Raw genomic sequence first — 21247 nt, 5'->3', positions numbered from 1 at the left:
GTATGTTGTCGAATCGGATCCAGGGGAATGATGCTTCATCCACAATCGTTCTTCCGGCCGAAGGCGAAATGGGGCGATGACCACGAGGAGAACGATGACCAATGTCCATCATTCGCAGTCTGACGAATCGTTACAGCCGGCGACGTTTTGCGTGTCTCTTCTTTTCGTTGCTCATTACCATGGTGGCCGCGCCGGTGTTTGCGGCGAAGGGGCTCAGTACCAGATTTATGGAGGTCTTCCTGGCTCTCAACATCCTGGCGGCGGTTCTTATCACACTGTTCAGTTTCGGGACCTATGTAGGGCTGGGGCTTCTGGCGCTGGTTCTTGTTGCGAGGGGGGGGCATGCCCTGCTGGATTACGAACCGCTCCTTGCGACCAGCCAGGGAATCGGCGCAGTCATTTGCCTGGTATCCGTCTGTGTCATGCTTCGTTTCATACTGAGCGAGGGATCTGTCACCTCCGAGCGCATTTTTGCCGCCCTCGATTTGTACCTTATTCTCGGTGTCATGTGCGGGCTGCTCTTCTGCATCCTCGAGGAAGAGTGGCCCGGATCGTTTTCCTTTCAGAGTTTGCCTCTTGCTGAAAGCAGACAGAACCCGCTGGCACATACGATCTATTTCAGCTTCGTGACACTGGGAACGCTGGGCTATGGAGACATCATACCCGTCGGTGGCCCCGCTCGTGCGCTGGCCGTGGCCGAAGCCATAAGCGGTCAGATGTACCTGGTTGTGGTGGTGGCACGGTTGGTGAGTCTGTACAAAGGGGGAAGTTGTAGGAATGAAGGTAATGAACAGGGATGAAACCACCCGCGCATATACGAACCTGCAACCATAAAGAACAAAGCAGCGTTCCCGTCATCTCTGCTTTCACGTTCTGTCAGGCATATTGGACTAAGGTCCAATATTGTTTCCTCTGCTTTCCAGGTAATAGTCTTACCGTCAGCTGTGTCGTTGCGACTCTCTCAAAGTTCTCCAGGGTTGCAGTGCAATGTTTACTCTGGAATTTAGAAGCTATCTCAAAACGGTCCGAATACCCTTGATCGTCATTCCAGTGAAAACCGGAATCCAGGCATTCCCGATAGAGCTGGACCCTGGCTTCCGCCAAGGTGACGGTATGAGCGAATTTTGAAATAATTTCTTAATATTTGCATTCCTGTCCTTACCTTCGTTTGGGAAAATCAATCCTGTCTTTTTGGCATGTTAACTCTTTAAATCGGAACTGTTCAGGAGCGATCATATGCGAGAGGAAAAGCGGTTTGAAGTACAACCTTGGCGGAGTGAGCGCGGTCTGTTCCGGCTGTTTCCCGCAGGGAATGGCTTGCTCGGGATATTTCTGGCCGGTGTCTTGTTCGTTCTTGTTGGCGGGTTGGTGGGGAATGTGACGGCACAGACACCACCCGTTCCTGAAGTCGAGGTCGTGACCGTTACGCAAAAGGATGTACCCGTTTATTCCGAATGGGTTGGAACCACCGAGGGGCTGGTGAATGCGAAAATTCGGGCACAGGTGACGGGATATCTCTCCAGGCAGGCCTACAAAGAAGGCGCATCGGTGAAAAAGGGCGATCTTCTTTTCGAGATCGATCCACGGACGTTCAAAGCGGCATTGGACCAGGCCGAAGCCCAACTTGCGATAGCCAGGGCGAGATTGGGAAAAACCGAATTGGATGTCAAACGCTACCGGCCCCTCGCCAAGGAGAGCGCCATCAGTCAAGAGGAGCTCGATGACGCGGTCCAGGCCAATCTTGCCGCCAAGGCAGGAGTTCAGGCTGCGGAGGCAACCGTCGAACAGGCCAAACTGAATCTCAGTTTCACCAAGATCACTTCGCCCGTCGACGGCATTGCCGGCAGCGCCAACGCCCAGGTGGGCGATCTGGTCGGTCCGACCCAGACCGGGGATCTCACCACCGTTTCCACTGTGGATCCTATCAAGGTCTATTTCCCCATCAGCGAGCAGGAATATATGGCGTTGGCCCGGGATCTCGCCAAAACCGGGGCTAAGGCCGACATCGAACGCCCGAAGCTGGATCTTATCCTGGCAGATGGCAGCGTATATCCTTATAAAGGAGAGTTTTCCTTTGCCGAGAGGCAAGTGGACGTAAAGACCGGCACGATTCGTATTGCGGCTCTTTTCCCCAATCCCGGGGATATCCTGCGGCCGGGCCAGTTCGGTCGGGTACGCGCCGTTACCGACACTAAGAAAGGCGCCATCATGGTTCCTCAGAGGGCTGTCATGGAGCTTCAAGGGAGCTATCAGGTCGCGGTGGTGGGGCCGGAAAACAAGGTCAGCATTCGGTCCGTTAAAGCCGGCGAGCGTGTGGACAGCCTGTGGGTCATCACCAGCGGGCTGCAGCCGGGTGAACGTGTGATCGTGGAGGGGCTTCAGAAGGTCAAAGAGGGTATGCTGGTCAATCCCAAATCCGTGGAAGCTGAATCTACGCCCCAGTCGGTTTCGTCTCCCAAGCCCGAGGCAAAGCCTGTACCAACCCCAGCACCCAAGAAGGATTAGGACCCATGGCCAGATTCTTCATCAATCGCCCCATCGTGGCCATGGTGATTTCCATCCTGATGGTCATCATCGGCCTGGTGGCGATGTCGGTCCTGCCCATCGCGCAGTTTCCCAACATCGTTCCCCCGGAAATCCAGGTCAAAACCACCTACACCGGTGCCGACGCGATCACTGTCGAACAGTCCGTAGCGACCCCCATCGAGCAACAGATGTCCGGTGTGGACAACATGAACTACATGTATTCCCTCAACGCCAACAATGGGCAGATGACCCTTTACGTCAACTTTGACGTGAAGACCGACCCGAGCACGGATCAGATTCTGGCACAGATGCGCGAAGGGCAGGCCGAATCCCAATTGCCGTCGGACGTTCGTGACTATGGTGTTACGGTGCAAAAGTCCACTTCCGCTCCGCTCATCATGTTCGCTCTCTATTCACCCAACGGCACCTACGACGGCATCTTTCTTGCCAATTACTCTTACATCAACATCAACGACCAGATGACTCGCGTGCCGGGGATCGCCAGCGTTACGGTCTTTGGTGCGGGCCAGTATTCCATGCGTTTCTGGGTAAAACCCGACCAGCTCGCCAAGCTCAACATCACCATTCCCGAAATCGTCAAGGCCATCCAAACGCAGAACACCGTGAACCCCGCCGGCCAGATCGGCGCGGAGCCGGTGCCCCCGGGACAGGAATTCACCTATGCGGTCCGTGCCCAGGGCCGTTTGGAAAACGAGCGGGAGTTTGGTGAAATCATAGTACGGGCGCAGCCGGATGGGTCCTTCGTGCGCCTCAAAGACGTCGCCCGCATCGAATTGGGAGCCCAGACCTACAACCTTATCGGCCGCCTCAACGGCAAGCCGGCGGCCCTTGTGGCGCTCTACCAGCTGCCTGGGTCCAACGCCATTGAAGCTGCGGAGGGGGCGAAAAAGCTCATGGAGCGGCTTAAAGAGAGCTTTCCTCCGGATCTCGATTACGCGGTCGCCCTCGACACAACCCTGGCCGTCACCGAGGGTATGAAAGAGATCGAGCACACCCTTGTAGAAGCCCTGGTGCTGGTCATTATCGTGGTCTTCCTGTTCCTGCAGGGCTGGCGTGCCACCTTGATCCCTCTTTTGGCGGTGCCCGTGTCCCTGGTGGGTACTTTCGCCCTGTTTCCCCTGTTTGGTTTCTCCATCAATACCCTGTCGCTTTTCGGCCTGGTGCTCGCCATCGGCCTGGTGGTGGATGACGCCATCGTGGTGGTCGAAGCCGTCGAACATCACATCGAGCACGGAATGTCGCCCAAGGATGCTACTCTCAAAGCCATGGAAGAGGTATCCGGGCCTGTCATCGCCATCGCCATTATCCTTTCGGCCGTTTTTGTGCCGACAGCGTTCATCCCCGGCATCACGGGCCGCCTCTATCAGCAATTCGCGGTTACCATTGCCGTATCGGTGGTCATCTCCGCATTCAACGCTCTCACCCTGAGTCCCGCCCTGGCGTCATTGCTGCTGCGACCGAAAAAAGAGTCACGAGGCCCCCTGGCCATATTTTTTCGCTGGTTCAACAAGGTATTCGACCGCGCCACGGGAGGCTATGTCAGCACCTGTAGTCTGCTCATCCGCAAAAGTGTCGTATCGCTGCTGCTCCTCGCAGGCATCACCATGTTTGCGGGTTTTCTCGGCAAGGGAATCCCGACAAGCTTCCTGCCGGAAGAGGACCAGGGGTACATGTATGCGGGGGTGCAACTGCCCGATGCGGCATCACTGCAGCGCACCGACGAAATCATGAAGCAGGCTGAAGAGATTTTGAGCAAGACGCCTGGAGTGAAATATTATTCATCCATTGTCGGCTACAGCATGCTGAGCCAGGTGCAGAACACCTACAGCGGTTTTTTCTTCATCACCCTGGAGGATTGGGGAAAGCGCAAGAAGCCCGAGGAAAAGTACGAGGCCATCATGACCCATCTGAATCAGAAATTTCGTGACATTACCGGGGCCGTTGGCTTTGCCTTCTCGCCGCCGGCCATTCCGGGTATCGGTGCCTCCGGTGGAGTGACCTTCATCCTCGAGGATCGCGTGGGCAGGGACATCGGCTTCCTGGCCGAAAATGTGCAAAAATTCGTTGCCGCCGCCCGCGAACGCCCTGAGCTGGCAAGCGTCTCCACCACGTTTCGTCCCGTGGTGCCGCAGGTGTCCGTGGACGTGGACCGCGACAAGGTGTTGAAGCAGGGCGTGCCGCTCAAGGATGTTTACCAGACGCTCCAGTGTTTCATGGGTGGTATCTTTGTGAACTACTTCAACCGATTTGGCCGCCAGTGGCAGATTTACGTGCAGGCGGAGGGCGACTACCGCACCCGTGCCAGCGACATGGGGCAGTTTTTCGTGCGCAACAGCGCGGACAACATGGTGCCGCTCTCGGCCGTCACGGCCACAAACCCAACCGCGGGTCCTGAATTCACCATGCGCTACAACCTGTACCGCTCCGCCCAGATCAACGCCTCCGCCAAACCCGGCTTCAGCTCCGCCCAGGCCATGAAGGCGATGGAGGAGGTCTTCGCTCAGACCATGCCGCGCGAGATGGGCTTTGACTACCTGGGGATGAGCTACCAGGAAAAAAAGGCCCAGGAAGGCGTCTCACCGGCCGTCATCTTCGGTTTCTCGCTGCTTTGCGTCTTCCTGATTCTCGCCGCCCAGTATGAGAGCTGGAGCCTGCCGTTCAGCGTGCTGCTCGGCACGCCCATTGCCGTGGCCGGAGCGTTTATGGGTTTGTGGATCGGCAGTTTCGAAAACAACGTGTATGCACAAATCGGTCTGGTCATGCTCATAGGGCTTGCCGCGAAGAATGCCATTCTCATCGTGGAGTTCGCCAAGATGGGCTACGACCAGGGCAAACCGCTTGTGGAAGCGGCCCTGGAAGGCGCACGCCTGCGCCTTCGGCCCATCCTGATGACGTCCTTTGCATTCATCCTGGGATGCGTCCCGTTGGCCAGGGCCAGCGGCGCCGGGGCACTTTCCCGCCAGGTCATGGGGTTTGTCGTCATTGGCGGGATGATGATGGCGAGCTTCATTGCCATCTTTCTCATCCCGGTGACCTTCTATGTGGTCGAAAAGTTGTCTCATCGTGGCGTAAAGCATGAATCACCCCCAATGGATGAACCGACAACTCACGGTTCCGGTGGAGGGCACTAGCGATGGAAAGGCTTACAAAGCAACTGTCCCTCTGGATTCTCTTGTTTTTTTGCGTGTCCGGCTGTGCTCTCGGACCCAACTACAAACGCCCGGCCGTCAATGCTCCCGAGAACTTTCGGAGTGCCATGACACCGGCAGAGCAACATTCTCTTGCGGACCTCCCATGGTGGCAAATTTTCCAGGATGAGACCCTCCAGCGACTCATCACTGAAGCGCTCGAAAACAATTACGACCTGCGCGTGGCCGCGACTCGTGTCGAGCAGGCGCGCCAGATTGCCGCCCAGGCACGGGGGCAGTTTTTCCCCCAGATCGCTTACGATGGAATCGTTGCCAAGGGTAAGAACAGTTTCCTCACCACCCCCAGCCCCAATGGGGGCAGCACGGAGGATTCCGCTCTCCTTGGCCTGAATGTGTTCTGGGAAATGGATTTCTGGGGTCGAATCCGCCGCCTGAATGAAGCCGCCCGGGCACAATACCTGGCCACCGAAGAAGGCCGCCGGGGTGTTGTGGTTTCTCTTGTGAGCGCCGTGGCTCAAGCCTACTTCGAGCTGCTCGAACTCGATCTCGAACTGGAGATCAACAAAAAGACCACACAATCCTTTGAGGATACCTTAAAGATTTTCACCCAGCGGCTCGAGGGCGGGGTCGCGTCCAAGCTGGAAACATCCAGCGCCGAGGGTTTACTGGGTACGGCTGCGGCCAATGTTCCCGAAGTAGAACGCCTCATTGTACTTAAGGAAAACCAGATCAATGTCCTCCTGGGGCGCAATCCCGGTCCCGTCGAGCGCAACGCCACCTTGCTGGAACAGGTCAGTCCACCGGAAATTCCCGCCGGCCTGCCATCGGCATTGCTGGAACGGCGCCCGGATATCCGCCAGGCGGAACAGAATCTGCGGGCCGCCAATGCGCAGATCGGTGTCGCCATGACCAATTTTTTCCCCCAGATTGGCCTTACCTCACTGCTCGGCCAGGTCAGCCCGGAACTCTCCGCGTTCACATCCGGCACCTCCAACCTGTGGGCTGTCGCCGGTGCGATGACGGGTCCCCTCTTCCAGGGCGGCACGCTGATCGCCGAGTATCGGCAGGCGAAAGCGGCTTGGGAAGAAGCCAAACTGGTCTACGAACAAACGGCCCTGAATGCTTTCCAGGAAGTATCCAACGCTCTCATCTCCCGGCAGAAGCTCGCAGCGAGCCGTGCCGACCAGGCCCGCTCGGTGAAAGCCTATGAGGAGGCAGTCAAGGTTTCCATCAAGCGCTACGTGGCCGGGAAAGCGAGCTATTACGAGATCCTGCAGAACCAGCAAAACCTTTATCCGGCAGAGACGACCCTCGCCCGGACCGAGCTCAACCAGCTCCTTGCCGTCGTCCAGCTATACAAAGCCCTTGGCGGTGGCTGGCAGGAGACCGGAACCTTCACGACCTCTCAGAAGCATGCTGACGATTGAGCTCCGGGCGGAATAATTGCCCGCGGAAGCCAGGCAGGGTGCTTTTGCCCGAATACAACAAGCGCTTCAATGGTAGATGAAATCCTTAAGGTTTTAATCATCCATCGCTACCGGATGATTTGTTGGGGTGGGTGTTGCCCCTTTTCATTCCCATAGAAGGTTCCAACTTCGATATGGTGGTTGGGCCGGAAAGGAGAGATGCTATGCAAAGAGTCAGCTTACGTTGTTCAATAGTTTTTGTCGTTGTTGCAGCCTTCTTGGCGTTCGTTCCTGTGCCGGGTTTTACTGCAGAGGAACAAACGCCGGATGCCATAATCAACTTTGAGACCGGCAGTGTCGCAGCGGGTATTGGATTCAGTTGGGGCGGTGGAACCCTCAGTTACAAGGGAAAGTCTTACCCATTGAAAGTGGACGGAATGAGTGTTGGCAAAGTGGGTATCACCAAGGCAACCGCTACCGGCACAGTCTACAATCTCAAGAAGCTGGAAGACATCAACGGTAACTATGTGGGCGTTGGCGCAGGTGCTTCGCTGGGTGGTGGAGCTGGGGCCGTGACGATGAAAAATCAAAATGGCGTGGTGATTGAAGTGGTGGCGACCACAAAGGGATTGGGTATAACCCTGGGCAGTGGGGGGGTGAATATTAATCTCAAGTAATGAGTCACTCAGAAAGAGAGACTGCGGGCAGAAGGTCAAAGACCCGTGGTCTCCCACGCCCCTTGGAAGGTTCCAACGTCCTCGTCCGAGCCTACAAGATCTTCTCCAAAATACGCTTCGTAATCATGTAGGTCGGCTTGATCCCTTCAATTCCCAGACTGCCCGAAGCGAGGGTTTGACCGCTCTTGAGCGGGTTATCAGAGGCATAATAGGCATATCGGACTTTCACGTCTTTTGAGATGTGCTCACGGATCATGGCCGCATTGATGGCGCGGTGGTAGTGCCCGCCTTCCATTTCCAGACCTACGGCTTTCCAGCTCGTGGTTTTAAATGTTTCGAGCACATCCCGGTTCTGCAAAGAGGTTCCGAGCACCGTTATCATCGGACCCACAAAGACATCCTTGTAACCATCGAAATCTTCTTCCGTCAGATCATTATCTAGAATGTAATTGTGCGCGGAACCTTCGAGCACGTGGGCTGTGGGTATCATTATATCTCCCTTCTTTCCCCGCAGCGTTCCCGCCTTCCCCATAACGGATATGGAGCGAAGGTTCAGGTTCTTTTCCTCTCCCTCGATCATCATAGGCTGCAATAATGAATCAATCAGTTCAAAGGCCTGCGTTCCAAAAGCATAATCCATTACGAGAACAACCGGCTTTTCATCCTGCACAACTTCCACGTTGATTCGCAGATCGGGATGCAAACCCTCGAAATTCAGATTGGCAGTATCGATGATCTGACAATCGATATGCGCACCGCTTTTATCAGGGACCTCGTAAAAACCATGATTCCTGGCATATTCTCTGATTTCATCACTTCTATTCCGTAATTCCTGGACAAATGTGTAGAGATCCTGAGTAAATTTTTTATCTGTGCCGGTTCCAACCGCTGCGTATCCGTATAAAAGATTAACGACGCTGTGGAGATTTGAGCTTATTATATGCAACGGACGATTCTCTAAATTCAGTTTCAACAGTTTGTCCGTGATCCCGGCGGCCCATCTCTTTCCATACATTTGATGCAGGATAACGTGGCTCAAATCCGGTGTGAACTGGATCTCAACGTCAGCCTGATTATCAACTATGTATCCCATCCCGGTTCCGAGGCTGTGGATAATTTTAAACAGACCATTGCTGGCATTCATTTCTTTCTTGGATCTGTCAAAATATTCGTATGTGTCTTTCGTTTCGTGAAAAGTCCTGCCAAGAATGATACTCAAGTTCCAGATTGCGCGATTTAGATGTTCACTATCAAGCTCATCCTCGGTTTCCATGAACTTATCGAATTCCTTCCATTCCGTAGTCAAATTCCCTTCCTGGTCTCTCATTTTGCTGTGAATATTCTTTGCCTCGATGTACAAGAATGTCAGGTGCGTTAAGATGTCGTATATCTCACTAAAACCGCGTGTTATCACGAAGCACATTTCCTTCTCATTGATGCGATAAGAAGTTCTCCTGCGCTTCAGTGGTTGCAGCATTACAAATGGAGTGTCTCCCAAATCTTCTTCCGAGGTCATCACGAAACGGCAGCATTCTTCGATTCCCCGCGGCAGTCTGTCCATGACGTATTCTAGTCCCTTCAATTCTATGCTCTTGGGATCGTTCATGGTTCCATAGATTTCAGGGCTGAGGGTCTTCAGAGAATCCTGCAGAACCTGGCCGGAACGTCCCTCCATTTTGAAGCGACCGATCAGCAGGAGAGCATCGGCTGCAATTCTGAAATTACGAATCGCCAATCTTGCCGCATGTGATCTTGTTGTTTCTTCCATGAGTTAACCTCCGTGGAAACTCTTCACCTGTTTACCGCACACGCCCTATATACCCATTCTAAAAAAGAGGATTGCTCTTGATGATCTATCTGAATTTATTTTATAATAAAAAAATAGGGAAAAAAAACACAATTCCAATTTACCAGATTACTTATATATAGGTATGGTGAGCTGGAATATCCTACTCTGGTCCTACCCGGAAAGCATCTTATGAGACCCATGAGTCGCACGATAAAATCAGCCTTGTTTTTTGGGCTGTTGCTTTTCGCCATTCCTCACGACTCATCGGCGTCGGTACCCTCTAAGAGGATCCTGATCCTCTTCCCATATGAGAGCAATATGCCCGGGTTCGTCAGTTTTGATGCCGCTTTTCGATCAACATTGACGGACTCGAAGGATTACGAGTTCGAATTCTACGTCGAATGCATGGACCTGACCAGATTTCCGGACGAACTTTACCATGATAAGTTGATGGATCTATACCGTGAAAAATACTCAGGCCTTAAGATTGATCTCATTGTTGCCGACCTGCGCGCATCCCTCGAATTCTTGGCGGAATACGGTCCCGAATCCTTTCATAATATTCCTATAATTTACTACGAGCAGGACCCTAAGCTACTCGTTGATCCAATGCCTTTGCCCGTTGCGGCCGTGCTGGCGGGTGAACTGGATATGGCGGGTACTTTGACTTTGGCCATGCGCCTTCATCCGGATGTCCGCAGGGTTTTTGTCGTGACCGGAGCATCCCGGTATGATCAATCGTTGGAAGGCATGGCCAGGAAAGTCTTTCGTGGTTTCGAAAACCAGGTGGATCTCCAATATCTTTCCGGGCTCCCAATAGAGGAACTCCTCCACCGTGTTTCAACTCTCCCCGAACACTCCCTGGTGTTTTATATCTCTATTTTTCGAGATGGTACCGGAAGATCTTTCAAGTCCCCCGATGCCCTGGCCCTCATTTCCGGGCAGGCGAACGCACCGATTTACAGTGTTTCTGAAACGTACATCGGTTCAGGGATTGTGGGCGGTTCCCTGCTCAGTCACTCCGCCCAGGGAGCCAGGACGGGCCGGGTGGCGCTTCGCATACTCGCCGGGGAAAAGCCGGACAACATGAATTCTCTCGGGGAAAGTGGGAGTCAGTATATATTCGATGCGCGTCAACTCAAACGTTGGGGGATCCGAGAGGGGAATCTGCCTCAGGGCAGCGATGTGCGTTACAGGGATTTTTCCATATGGGACACATACCGTTGGCAGGCCGTTGGAATCGCTTCGATTCTAATCATCCAGACACTTCTCGTATCCAACTTTATCATCAGTCTTCGGAAGCGACGCCGGGCCGAACGTGCCCTTCGGAAAGCCGCTGACGAGTGGCGGACTACTTTTGACTCCATTCCGGATCTGATCATGGTCCTCGACAACGAATTGCGAATAGTCCAGGTCAATGCGGCCACTGTGCCGTTCCTTGGGTTCCCTATGGACAGAATCCTGGGCAAACGCTACTACGAGGCGATGTATGCAGCCGGCGCGCACCTTGATGATTGTCCTTTGTCAAGGATGTTGGAGACCAAAAGACATGAAGATGCGGTTCTTTATGATGAGAAAAGGGATGCGTGGCTCTTTGTCTCCGCTGACCCGGTCCTCGATGACAAAAAGGAAATCACGGGCGTCGTTTACACCGTCAAGAACGTCACCGAGTACAAACGTGCTCAAGAAGCCATAAAGGCTTCCGAAGAATTCAACCGGGCTGTTCTGGCGTCCCTGAAGAATTATGTTGCAATCCTGGACAAGAACGGGACGATCCTCGCCGTGAATGAGGCATGGGAGAAGTTTGCCCACCAACAAAGCGGCGTCACTTCGCTTGCTGGATTGGGTCCCGGAGTCAACTACCTGGAGGAGTGCCGGCGATCTATCCAATCGCCTGGGGATTTTGCCGCCCAGATCCTCGATGGCATCCAGTCTGTCCTGGACGGCAAGGGCGATACTTTCTCGCTCGAATATCCCTGTGATTCACCCTTGGAATCCCGATGGCTTTTGATGAAGGCGGTGCCCTTCAGGAATCCGGGTGGAGGTGTCGTGATCTCCATCACGGATATCAGCGGACGAAAAGCTGCCGAGTTGGAGGCCCAGTTGCGCAGGGAAGAGCTTGCCCACATCACACGGATCGTCACGGTGGGGGAGCTGGCCACGTCGCTGGCCCATGAAATCAACCAGCCTCTGACGGCTATCCTTTGCAACGCCGAAGCCGCGCAACGGTTCCTCTCCAGGGGTACTCCGGACCTGGACGAGATCCAAAAGATCCTTGATGACATCATCCAGGATGACAGGAGGGCCGGCGAGGTGATCCGGAGGATGCGGGCTCTTGTCAAGAAAGAGACTCCTCGCCGCGAAACGGTGGACCTGAACGATACTGTTCGCGAATCCATAGCGCTCGTTCGCAGCGCATCTTCTCTTGAAGGGTTTTCCCTCACGACTGAGCTGGATTCCGAACTGTCTACCGTGGAAGGTGATCGCGTGCAGTTGCAACAGGTCATTTTGAACTTGATGCTGAATGCGACCGCCGCCATGAGAGAGACCCCTCCGGCTCTGAGGAAACTGGTCATCAGGACAGCCGGGCAGGGCAGTCGGGCTGTCATGGTTTCCATCAGGGACACGGGCACCGGCATCCACAAGAAGGACATGGACCGCCTGTTCGAGCCTTTTTACACAACGAAAGCGGACGGCCTGGGAATGGGGTTGTCGATCAGCCGGACTATTGTCAGTGCCCACGGCGGGACGATAGGGGCTGAGAACAACCCGGAAGGCGGAGCCACCTTTTATTTTACCCTGCCGGTGGACCGGGGAGAGCAGCCGTGAGGGATCAAAGGTCCGTCGTATACGTAGTTGATGACGATCCATCCGTGTTGAAATCCCTGGAGCGGCTGCTTCGATCAGAAGGTTATGACGTCAAGACCTTCACTTCAGCCCTCGATTTCCTGGATTTCCAACACCCGGATGTGCCGGGTTGCCTCGTTCTCGACGTTAAAATGCCCGAACTGGGTGGTCTCGAATTGCAGGAGCGTCTGGCCGAGAAGGAAATTGCGTTTCCTATCATTTTCATTACCGGACATGGGACCGTTCCCATGAGCGTCCGGGCCATGAAAGCCGGCGCGGTTGATTTTCTTGAGAAGCCTTTTTTGGACAAGGACTTGCTGGATGTCGTTTCCAGGGCTGTCGCGGCGGACCGGCAAGCGAAACAGGAGCAAAGAGAACTGAGGAAGCTCCGTGAGCGGCTGAAAACTTTGACCCCACGTGAACATGAAGTCTTCGGGCTTGTCGTTACCGGCATGCTGAACAAGCAGATCGCTTACGATCTTGGAACCAGCGAAAAAACCATCAAGGTGCATCGTGCCCGCATCATGGAAAAACTGGGCGCCGGATCCCTGGCGGATCTTGTCCGTTTTGCCGAAAAATTGTGTATTCGTTCCCCAGAGATTTGACCTGCCGTATTGGACCAAAGTCCAATATTTCCCCCCCTTCAATTGCGTTAAAGTCCGAACACGTGGAGCATGTGTTGCTCCGCCCTGTCATTTTTTTCGCGGGGTTCTTCCCGCGGAGAGAAACACTTAGGGACTTTCGAAAAAATAATGAGCCTATTGGGGCCTTTCATCGTCATTCCGGCGAAAGCCGGAATCCAGGAAATTCGTTGTACGGCTAGATTCCGGCTTTCGCCGGAATGACGGGAGGGGATGATTTATTTTGTGAAAGTCCCTTATTTGACCAATCGCTCGGATAACTTCTCGGTAAAGGTGAGAGCCTCGTGGATGAGAAACCCTTGACTGTGCTTGTTGTGGATGATGATGAGTCGGTGCGAAGGGCTATGAAGAGGTTGCTCATGTCTAACGGGTATCAAGTTCTTACCTTCGAATCCGCCGAAAGCCTGCTGCAATCCAGTTTATCGTGGGACAAGGTCTGCCTCCTCCTGGATATCCGCCTTCCGACCCTATCGGGTCTTGAGCTGTATGCCCACCTTGCTTCCACCGGAGTCAATTGTCCGGTGATTTTCATGACTGCCCACGATGACTTACAGTGGATGGAAAGGGCTGAGGAAGCGGGGGCCGTCGCCTTCCTGCGAAAACCTTTTGGTGAGCAGTCCCTGCTCAGCGCCATTACCCTTGCCTGCAGCAGAAAGAAGGGGACGGATGCTCCCCCTGGCTGAGGAGCCGTTCTTTCCCGGGCAGGCTTCAGACCAACGCTGCGATACATTGCTCTCTCAAAAGGAGGTTTGGAATGCACTGGTCGTTTTGGGATACCTTGCCGGTCGGAGATACTTTTCCGAAAGAACTCAGACGTCTTCCAGCCTGTATCTTCTTGGTGGTTTTGCTTTTTGCCGCGGCCGGCTGCGCCCATTACCCCATAAACAGGGGATTGATGCAGTACGATCCCCAGGCGGGTTATCAGGCCAGAAACCTCAATGATGCTGAAGATGATAAGGAAGTGTTGATCTTACTCACCTTCTCCGGCGGGGGGACCCGGGCTGCCGCTTTTTCCTATGGTGTGCTTGAAACGCTGAGAGATATGGAGGTATCCATCCACGGTCGGAAGCAGCGTCTGCTGGATCAGGTGGACATGATTTCCGGTGTATCCGGGGGGAGCTTCACGGCAGCGTATTACGGTCTGTTCCGGGAGCGTATTTTTGAGGATTTCGAGAGTAAGTTCCTGAAAAAGAACATCCAGGGCGATCTCGCGAAGGCCACACTCTTCAATCCCTTCAATTGGGGAAAGCTCGCATCCCCGTATTATGACAGGAGTGATCTCGCCGCGGAATATTACGACAAGCACATCTTCGACGGCGGAACCTTCGGCGACATGCTCGCTCACAAGAAACCCATGATCGCCATCAACGCCACGGACATGGTTCATGGAACCCGGTTTACCTTCAACCAGGATTCATTCGATGTGATCTGCTCGGACTTGACCACTTTTCCGGTTGCCCGTGCATGTGCGGCGTCTTCAGCGGTGCCCATTGTCCTGACGCCGATTACCTTGCGCAACTATGCCGGCAAGTGTGGCTACGACATGCCCGAAGCCCTCGAACAGGCCATGCAGCCCCCCAGGGACATTTCCTCACGTCGTTTCGACCTTGCAAACAGCATGTTGCCTTTCCTGGATTCAAAAAAGAAACCCTTTATCCATCTGGTGGATGGAGGAGTTGCCGACAACCTGGGTCTTCGGGCCGTTCTGGAGCGGGTCACGCTGATGGGTGACCCCTGGACCACATTGAAATATGCCAACGTGGAAAACGTGCACAAGATCGTTTTCGTGGTCGTGAATGCCGAGACCGAAATCGATGATAAGTGGGATCGACGTGAAAAGATTCCTCCCTTCAGTGCCATGCTCGAATCGTACTCTTCTATAGCCATTGCCCGCTATAATGTGGAGACGGTGGCGCTTCTGAGGGAAAGCTTCGCCCGCTGGAGCGACGAGATTCGAAAGGGGCGCTGCGGGTCTGGGAAGGTCTCCGTGGAACCGGGCTCCTGCGGTGATATCGAATTTTACCTTGTGGAGGTGAATTTCGAAGCTTTGGACGATGAGGCCGAACGCAACTACTTCAAGAAGCTTCCCACCTCTTTCGTGTTGAAGCCTGAAGAAGTGGACAAACTTAAGGATGCTGCCCGTCGCATCCTCGCCAATTCCAGGGAATTCCAACAGCTGATGAAAGATTTGCAGTAAAATTGAAGGTCTGCGCAGTTCCCCGCAGACGGCGGGCGTCCGGATGGAGAAAAAGGTCATCCCTGGGGAAAATGCGTTCCGGGAATGGGGCGCATCTGGAGGGTAACCCTTAGTATTGGTCTTCGTAGTTACGCAGCCGTTTACCCATACGTTTTCGTAGGAGCGGCATCCTGCCGCGACAAGGTGTGCGGTTGCCGGTTTCTGTCACGGCTGGAAGTCATTCCTACAAAGAAGTGGCCACGTATTTACAATCTTCGGTACTTAGCGTCCCGAAGGAACATAGGCGGATCGTTACGGTAAGGGCGAGATACTCATGTGAAGTGGTTGACGAGTCACGGAAGGGAAAGACGGATGAGAACGGTGAGAAGAGATTGGTTGTGGATGCTGTTTGCTTCGGTCGTAGTAGTATGTTTCGGTCTTACTGGTTGCACATCGATGAAGGCGAAGCCTTCCGAAGGGGCGGGGTTCGTTCCCGTGCAGGAGATGACAAAGCGTGAGGACCTCCCTTTCCACAAAACATGGGTGAAGGCAGGGGTGGACTGGAAGAAGTACAAGACGCTGTACATCAAGGATGTCAATACTCAGTACCTGCTTGAGGCAGAATGGTGGCAGCAAAGTATGCGTCAGGATAAAATGGAAGCAGACGTGCAGGAGATTGCAACGTACATGAAACAGCAGTTTGAGACGGCTTTTCGAAACGATCCCCAGAACCGTTTTGAAGTAGTGGAATCTCCTGCAGCAGGTTCTCTCCTCCTGGAAATGGCCCTTACCGAATTGGTGCCGAGCAAGCCGGTCCTGGAGGCTCTGTCTATCGTCGCTCCCTATGGTTCCGGGATTGCGGTGCAGGCTGCGGCGAAGGAATCGGGTGCTAAGGGGACGGTCGCTTTTGAGGCGAAAATCGAGGATGCGGATACGGGTGAGGTTCTGGCCATGGCTGCGGACCGGGAGCAGGGGAAGGCCGCACCCATCAACCTGAGGGCACTTACCTGGTACAAGGAGGCGGAAGGTATCATTGATGAGTGGGCCGCTCAGTTTGTGCAGATCGCCAACAGGCGCCCGGGTGAGATCGTCAAGGATTCGAGTCCCTTCACCTTGAAGCCCTGGTAGCGACAAGAGCACTCGGCAGACCCCGGACGACAGTACACGACAGTACATTGCGGGTTAATCAAGCGCCTCGTTTCAGGGGATGTTGCACACTGGATGCAGCACTCATTTCATATAGATCGACTCTATCGGAAATCCGGCATCCGGCATCGATCACCAAAAGATACCTGATTTGTGCTGCGTCCCGGATCTGGTTGATTGTTGATGTGCGTTGGATAGGAGAACCCCTAAACTGCAGGAGGTTTGGATGAACTTACGAAAACTTTTTCAATTAGCGGTGTTCATGCTGAGTGCGTCTCTGTGCGCGGTCCCTGGATTCGCGGCGGAGGAACCGGTTTCGGGCGCTCCTGGCTCCCAGACTGATGCCAAGGCTGTGCTGACGAAGATGTGTGACTTTCTCGCCCAGGCGAAGCAATTCAGCGTCAGTATTCACGCCGGCTATGATGTGCTCCAGGAAACGGGTGAGAAGATAGAGTTCGGAGAACTTCGCAAACTTACCCTGGTTCGGCCTGACCGTATTCGAGTGGATGTCGAACGGAGCGATGGGGAAACGGGCCTCGTGTTGTTCGATGGACAAGAAATCACTGTTTTCAGTCCCAAAGACAAAGCATTTGCCAGAGCGGCCAAGCCCGGTGACGTGGATCACGCGATCTTCTATCTTCTCAACGATCTTCAGCTTCGGCTGCCTCTTGCCATGATGTTTGTCACCAGGCTGCCCTCGGAAATGGAACGCAGAGTGCGCTCAGTCGAAGTGGTGGAACAGGACACGATCATGGACGTCCCCTGCACTCACCTGGCGGCACGCACCGATGAGGTGGACTTTCAGGTTTGGATTCCATCACAGGGGGATCCACTGCCGCGACGCGTTGTGATCACTTACAAGAAGGCGATGGGACAGCCTCAGTTCAGAGCAAATCTCAGCGACTGGAATCTTTCCCCCAACCCACCCGAAGATTTCTTTGTCTTCACGCCTCCAGAAGGAGTTCAGCGGATTCCATTCCTCGCCGAGCTGGAAGTGGCCAAGCCTGATGTCAAAAAAGTGAAGAAGGGAGGCAAGCAATGAGATACGGCTCACTTCAAAAAATGATTTCTGTGGTTTCAATCCTCTTCTTTATACTGTTCATGATGGCCATCGAGGTCGAAGCCCGGGGAGGCGGGCGCGGCGGTGGCGGCCGTGCAGGGGGTGGGGGATTCTCTGGCGGTGGAAGCCGTGGGGGAGGTGGGGGCTTCTCCCGCTTCGGACCGGCCAGTGGCGGTGGCTTCTCCTCCAGATCCTCTGCGAGAACCCGCAGTCAGGGGTTCGGAGGTGCCGGCGGCGTGTCGATGTCACAGCGAGCCGGAGCACGCCAAGGTGGACAAACAATGGGTGCGCAGGAGCGCCGGGCAGGCATGACGGGGAGGTCCGGACAGCGCTCTGAGATGCGCATACAGGGCCAGGCACAGCGTACTGAACGGGCTCAGGGACGCGCAGATACCAGGCAGGCACGCCAGGATACACGTACCGAGAGGTCGGGAGAGCGAAGTGGCGTGCGCTCGGATCGCCAGGAGGGGAGGACTGAAAGGCAGGGAACCCGCCAGGAGCAACGCACTGAACGCCAGGGAACCCGCCAGGAACAACGCACAGACAGACAGGGACAGCGACAGACAGCAGTAAATGAGGCCTATGACAACCGGTATCATGATCATGACGACTGGGACGACGACTGGGACGACTACTGGGGAGCTGCAGCGGTCGGAGCAGCGGTTGCCGTCACGGCTTATGCCATTGGTACAACAATAACCGCTTCGGCCTTTGCCGCGCTTCCCTGTACGAGCACCACAATAGTGGCGGGTGGAGTCACCTACTATCAGTGCGGCACCACCTGGTACCAGCCGGCGTACTCTGGAGGTGGAGTCACCTATGTCGTCGTCAATCCTCCTGCCGGATACTGAGAGCTATGCCGGCAATGCTATCGCATGGTTGAAGGAATGGACAGGCTGGAGGTTTTGTCTCTCAGAAAGAAGGGCATGTCGATATTGGTCGGTGAGGCGGTAAAATCGACTCCAAGGCATGCAACGTCACTGACTCCGTCGCCTGAGGGTACGGAGCCGGTGACGTGCCACCTGAGATCGAAAGGAATCTACGCTGTCGGTGTTGCCGGGAACGGCATAGTCGTTTATGTGGCCCTGCACAACTAGAGGCAGGCTATTTGCTCATTTCCATCCCAGGAGGGCTCAGGCTGTATCGCTTAAACTCCAATTATTACAAGGACAAACTCTTCCGACAGGGAAAAAGGCGGTGCAGAGTGCCCCAGCTGCAAAACGGAGAAAGTGGCTGTGATTCGTACCCTTCCCTGGGAGGGGATATCCGGATCAGGTATCATCATTGTCGGAGCTACGGGATGCGTTTTAAGTGCATCGAGGAAGACGGCTTTTGAGAGATTCCGCATATCCGTCCTCTTAGAAAAAACCAATCTAACTTACCCTCAAGTTTTCCATCCATCCTGCCGATCACGCCTAACGTTGCTGATGCAATGAACCAGCGGAAATCATGGTTTTCTGTTAGGTTCTGTTGACATTTCACGTCCGAGCATCGTCTTGAAAGCTTGTTTGTGAAAGATTTTGGCGGATAGTCCATCAAAGATAAACACTCTGCTATCCAATTGAAAACACAGTCAATCCGTCAAATGTCAACAGAACCTAGTACAGTGAATCATAAGTAACTGTTGAAAATGGACCTTTCAAAGCAAGGTGCTTACGGGCTGATGTTTCTTACGGTTATTTCTGCATAGATGTACTCGTCGATCTTGAGGATCGGATGTTTGAAGACCGGCTCGTCCATCAGGATGCGTCGTGGTGAAGCGGTCGTTCAAAATCCGAATTTATCATTGCACCGGTCGGGATTGCCCGGACCTGATCATCGGCAGGAAGACAACCCCCAAAATAACCAGTCCACCAAGTAGGGTTCTCAGAGAGGGTACTTCCCCCATGAGCAGAAAGGAAAAAATTATCCCGTAAACGGGCTCCAGTCCCGTGGTTATACTGGCAGAGCGAGCTTTGATATGCTTCAGGCTGCCTATAAAAAGAGCGTGGGCAAGGGCCGTGCAGATTGTTCCGAGGACGAGTAAAAGCAGGATATCTCTTGCCGAAGGTAAGACTCCATCAAGGATTACGAATGGCAGATTAAACAGGGTCGCAAATCCGAGCTGGTAAAGGGTTATGGTCAGAAAAGGGTGTTTGTTGACATGCATGCGGTTCAGCACTGAGAGCACGGCAAAAGTAAAGCCGGATAGCACTCCCCAGAATATGCCCTGAGTTACATTGTTTGAAAAATCGAAAGAAGGAACGAGCATCGCGAGTCCAGCCGCAACTATAATTGAGACTGCCACATCGGATTTTTCCAGTTTTTCCCCGAACAGGAACGGTTCCATGAATGTGACAAAAATCGGGAAAGTTGAAAAAGTAAGAAGTCCGATCGCCACGGAGGACACTTTGATGGACTGAAAGAAGGTAAACCAATGGATTGCCAGAAGAAGCCCGGAAAGGCAGAGTGTGATGAGATCCGATCGCTTCCGAATGGCAAGGCTTCGGCCTGTTGCAATGAATCCGAACAGCAATGCGAGCGCGGCAAAGAAGGTCCTGCCGAAGGTTATGACTGCCGGACCCGCATTGATGAGCTTTCCAATCAGTCCCGCGAATCCGAACAGAAATACCGCAGAGTGTATCAGGATGAGACCGGGTCTTTGACCGAAGGTCGGCTCCGTTGTTGAGTTAGCGTGCATCTTCTTTGAGTTTCTGTTAAATACATGTACCTTAACCACGTTCATGATCTTCCCCCATTTTTCTGGAGAGGGGTCAAGCGGTCGATTGACCGCCTTCGACTCGAACTCGGCAGGGCTGAGATAGCCGAAAGTGGAATGGCGACGCTTCCGATTGTACCAGACCTCGATGTAGTGAAAGATATCGGCTCTGGCCTCTGCTCCTGTCCGATACCGCCGATCCTGCACCCATTCCCGCTTCAGTGTCGAGAAAAAGCCCTCCACCACGGCACTATCCCAGCAATTTCCTTTGCGGCTCATGCTGCACGTGATGCCGGCTTTCTTAAGCATCTGCTGATATTCTTTGCTCGCATACTGGCCGCCCCGATCGGAATGGTGAAGGGAAGACCAGCATTATAGTGGCGGTTTGTTAGACTGCCAAAGTGATTCATAACCCGACAGGACAATCGGGTTTTCGTTCCGTGCCATAGTTTACGACCCACCAGTTCCGGTGGGTCATAACGGGTGAGATTCACGACCCTTTATAGCGAAATGAGCAAAAGCCGGCCAAAACCGCACTGACACTCAAAGTGGTGTGGGACGTGTGTTTACCCCTACCAATGGTCGTGAATCGCACCCTGCAGAAAGTTGTACGATTGAATAGCGATGGTAAGAAATCACTTTTCGAACGAACCGTGATTCGAAAATGCGGAATGAAATGACTTGGCTTTAAAATGAGAATTCTGGAGAAAGAGGAATATGCCGAAGGGAGATAGCCTCTCACTCAATTAACCTTTCGGCTGACGAGTTGACAGCTTGTCGGAAAACTGCGTTATTAAAGGGCAGAAAGGGCATGGCGGACAAAAGTTGGGGATAGAGAGCCTGATGGGAAGTCCTGAACGAAAAACAATTCAATCCAGTTATCTGGAAGGGATAAGCTAACCTTTTGATTTTACTGGGTGGCGGAAGCGCATGGGAATCGAACCCACCTAGGAACGCCTTCACGCCCCTACACCGGATTTGAAGTCCGGGAGCCCCACCAGTGAGCTTGGCGCTTCCACCCGGTGAATGTACTCAATGGACTTCCTTTTGACAAGCCCTTTTTCTGAAGTGGTTTATTCCTGGCAAATGTGCACGGCTGTTTCAGTGTGAT

Annotated in this window: 15 protein-coding genes, 1 tRNA gene and 2 pseudogenes; 14 read left to right on the top strand and 4 right to left on the bottom strand. The window is 53.8% G+C overall.

From position 1 onward, the window contains the following. The first annotated feature begins 101 nt into the window (after positions 1-101). From QMG16_RS05910 to QMG16_RS05890, 5 genes are all read left to right on the top strand, one after another. Complete coding sequence (locus tag QMG16_RS05910) at positions 102-800, top strand: potassium channel family protein (protein ID WP_281792943.1); 699 nt, start codon at positions 102-104, stop codon at positions 798-800. 436 nt (positions 801-1236) lie between these two features. Next, the gene (locus QMG16_RS05905) at positions 1237-2505 is read left to right on the top strand and encodes an efflux RND transporter periplasmic adaptor subunit (protein WP_281792942.1); all 1269 of its coding nucleotides are present in this window, start codon (positions 1237-1239) and stop codon (positions 2503-2505) included. Between the two features lie 5 nt (positions 2506-2510). Continuing rightward, positions 2511-5678 carry an efflux RND transporter permease subunit gene (locus QMG16_RS05900; RefSeq protein ID WP_281792941.1) on the top strand — a complete coding sequence of 1056 codons (3168 nt, stop codon included), beginning with the start codon at positions 2511-2513 and terminating at the stop codon, positions 5676-5678. A 2-nt stretch (positions 5679-5680) separates the two neighbouring features. Continuing rightward, the gene (locus QMG16_RS05895) at positions 5681-7123 is read left to right on the top strand and encodes an efflux transporter outer membrane subunit (protein ID WP_281792940.1); all 1443 of its coding nucleotides are present in this window, start codon (positions 5681-5683) and stop codon (positions 7121-7123) included. 203 nt (positions 7124-7326) lie between these two features. Next, positions 7327-7779, top strand: coding sequence for an EipA family protein (locus QMG16_RS05890; protein WP_281792938.1), 453 nt, complete (start codon positions 7327-7329; stop codon positions 7777-7779). Between the two features lie 91 nt (positions 7780-7870). Here QMG16_RS05890 and QMG16_RS05885 read toward each other — a convergent pair whose 3' ends face one another. Continuing rightward, positions 7871-9547: a DUF6909 family protein gene (locus tag QMG16_RS05885; RefSeq protein WP_373878657.1), complete on the bottom strand. Its 1677-nt coding sequence runs from the start codon at positions 9545-9547 to the stop codon at positions 7871-7873. Positions 9548-9886: 339 nt separating this feature from the next. Here QMG16_RS05885 and QMG16_RS05880 point away from each other — a divergent pair, with 339 nt between their 5' ends. The 9 genes from QMG16_RS05880 (at position 9887) to QMG16_RS05840 (ending at position 18535) form a co-directional block, all read left to right on the top strand. Next, on the top strand, positions 9887-12397 hold the full coding sequence (locus QMG16_RS05880) for an ATP-binding protein (RefSeq protein ID WP_281792935.1): 2511 nt from the start codon (positions 9887-9889) through the stop codon (positions 12395-12397). Then, on the top strand, positions 12394-13020 hold the full coding sequence (locus QMG16_RS05875) for a response regulator transcription factor (protein ID WP_281792934.1): 627 nt from the start codon (positions 12394-12396) through the stop codon (positions 13018-13020). The genes QMG16_RS05880 and QMG16_RS05875 overlap by 4 nt, the downstream gene beginning before the upstream one ends. Before the next feature lie 320 nt (positions 13021-13340). Continuing rightward, positions 13341-13739: a response regulator transcription factor gene (locus tag QMG16_RS05870; RefSeq protein WP_281792932.1), complete on the top strand. Its 399-nt coding sequence runs from the start codon at positions 13341-13343 to the stop codon at positions 13737-13739. Positions 13740-13810: 71 nt separating this feature from the next. After that, entirely contained in the window at positions 13811-15253 is a 1443-nt protein-coding gene (locus tag QMG16_RS05865) for a patatin-like phospholipase family protein (protein ID WP_281792930.1), read from the top strand. A 435-nt stretch (positions 15254-15688) separates the two neighbouring features. Further along, positions 15689-16360 (top strand): DUF3313 domain-containing protein, encoded by a 672-nt coding sequence (locus tag QMG16_RS05860; protein WP_281792928.1) that lies wholly within the window; start codon positions 15689-15691, stop codon positions 16358-16360. Positions 16361-16604: 244 nt separating this feature from the next. Continuing rightward, positions 16605-17420, top strand: coding sequence for a DUF2092 domain-containing protein (locus QMG16_RS05855; protein WP_281792926.1), 816 nt, complete (start codon positions 16605-16607; stop codon positions 17418-17420). A gap of 102 nt (positions 17421-17522) precedes the next feature. Continuing rightward, positions 17523-17750 (top strand): hypothetical protein, encoded by a 228-nt coding sequence (locus QMG16_RS05850; protein ID WP_281792924.1) that lies wholly within the window; start codon positions 17523-17525, stop codon positions 17748-17750. Further along, entirely contained in the window at positions 17720-18289 is a 570-nt protein-coding gene (locus tag QMG16_RS05845) for a hypothetical protein (RefSeq protein ID WP_281792922.1), read from the top strand. The genes QMG16_RS05850 and QMG16_RS05845 overlap by 31 nt, the downstream gene beginning before the upstream one ends. Positions 18290-18364: 75 nt before the next feature. Then, positions 18365-18535 carry a hypothetical protein gene (locus QMG16_RS05840; protein WP_281792920.1) on the top strand — a complete coding sequence of 57 codons (171 nt, stop codon included), beginning with the start codon at positions 18365-18367 and terminating at the stop codon, positions 18533-18535. A gap of 686 nt (positions 18536-19221) precedes the next feature. Here the strand turns inward: QMG16_RS05840 and QMG16_RS05835 are convergent. The 3 genes and pseudogenes from QMG16_RS05835 to QMG16_RS05825 all read right to left on the bottom strand — a co-directional run. Then, positions 19222-20064 (bottom strand): annotated as a pseudogene (locus QMG16_RS05835) (DMT family transporter); the annotation flags it as partial. A 150-nt stretch (positions 20065-20214) separates the two neighbouring features. Then, positions 20215-20496 (bottom strand): annotated as a pseudogene (locus QMG16_RS05830) (integrase core domain-containing protein); the annotation flags it as partial. A 558-nt stretch (positions 20497-21054) separates the two neighbouring features. Next, positions 21055-21153 (bottom strand) — tRNA-Sec (locus QMG16_RS05825). Between the last annotated feature and the right edge of the window lie 94 nt (positions 21154-21247).

The organism is Desulforhabdus amnigena (assembly GCF_027925305.1).
GTDB lineage: Bacteria > Desulfobacterota > Syntrophobacteria > Syntrophobacterales > Syntrophobacteraceae > Desulforhabdus > Desulforhabdus amnigena.
This window is presented reverse-complemented; position numbering and strand designations above follow the sequence as displayed.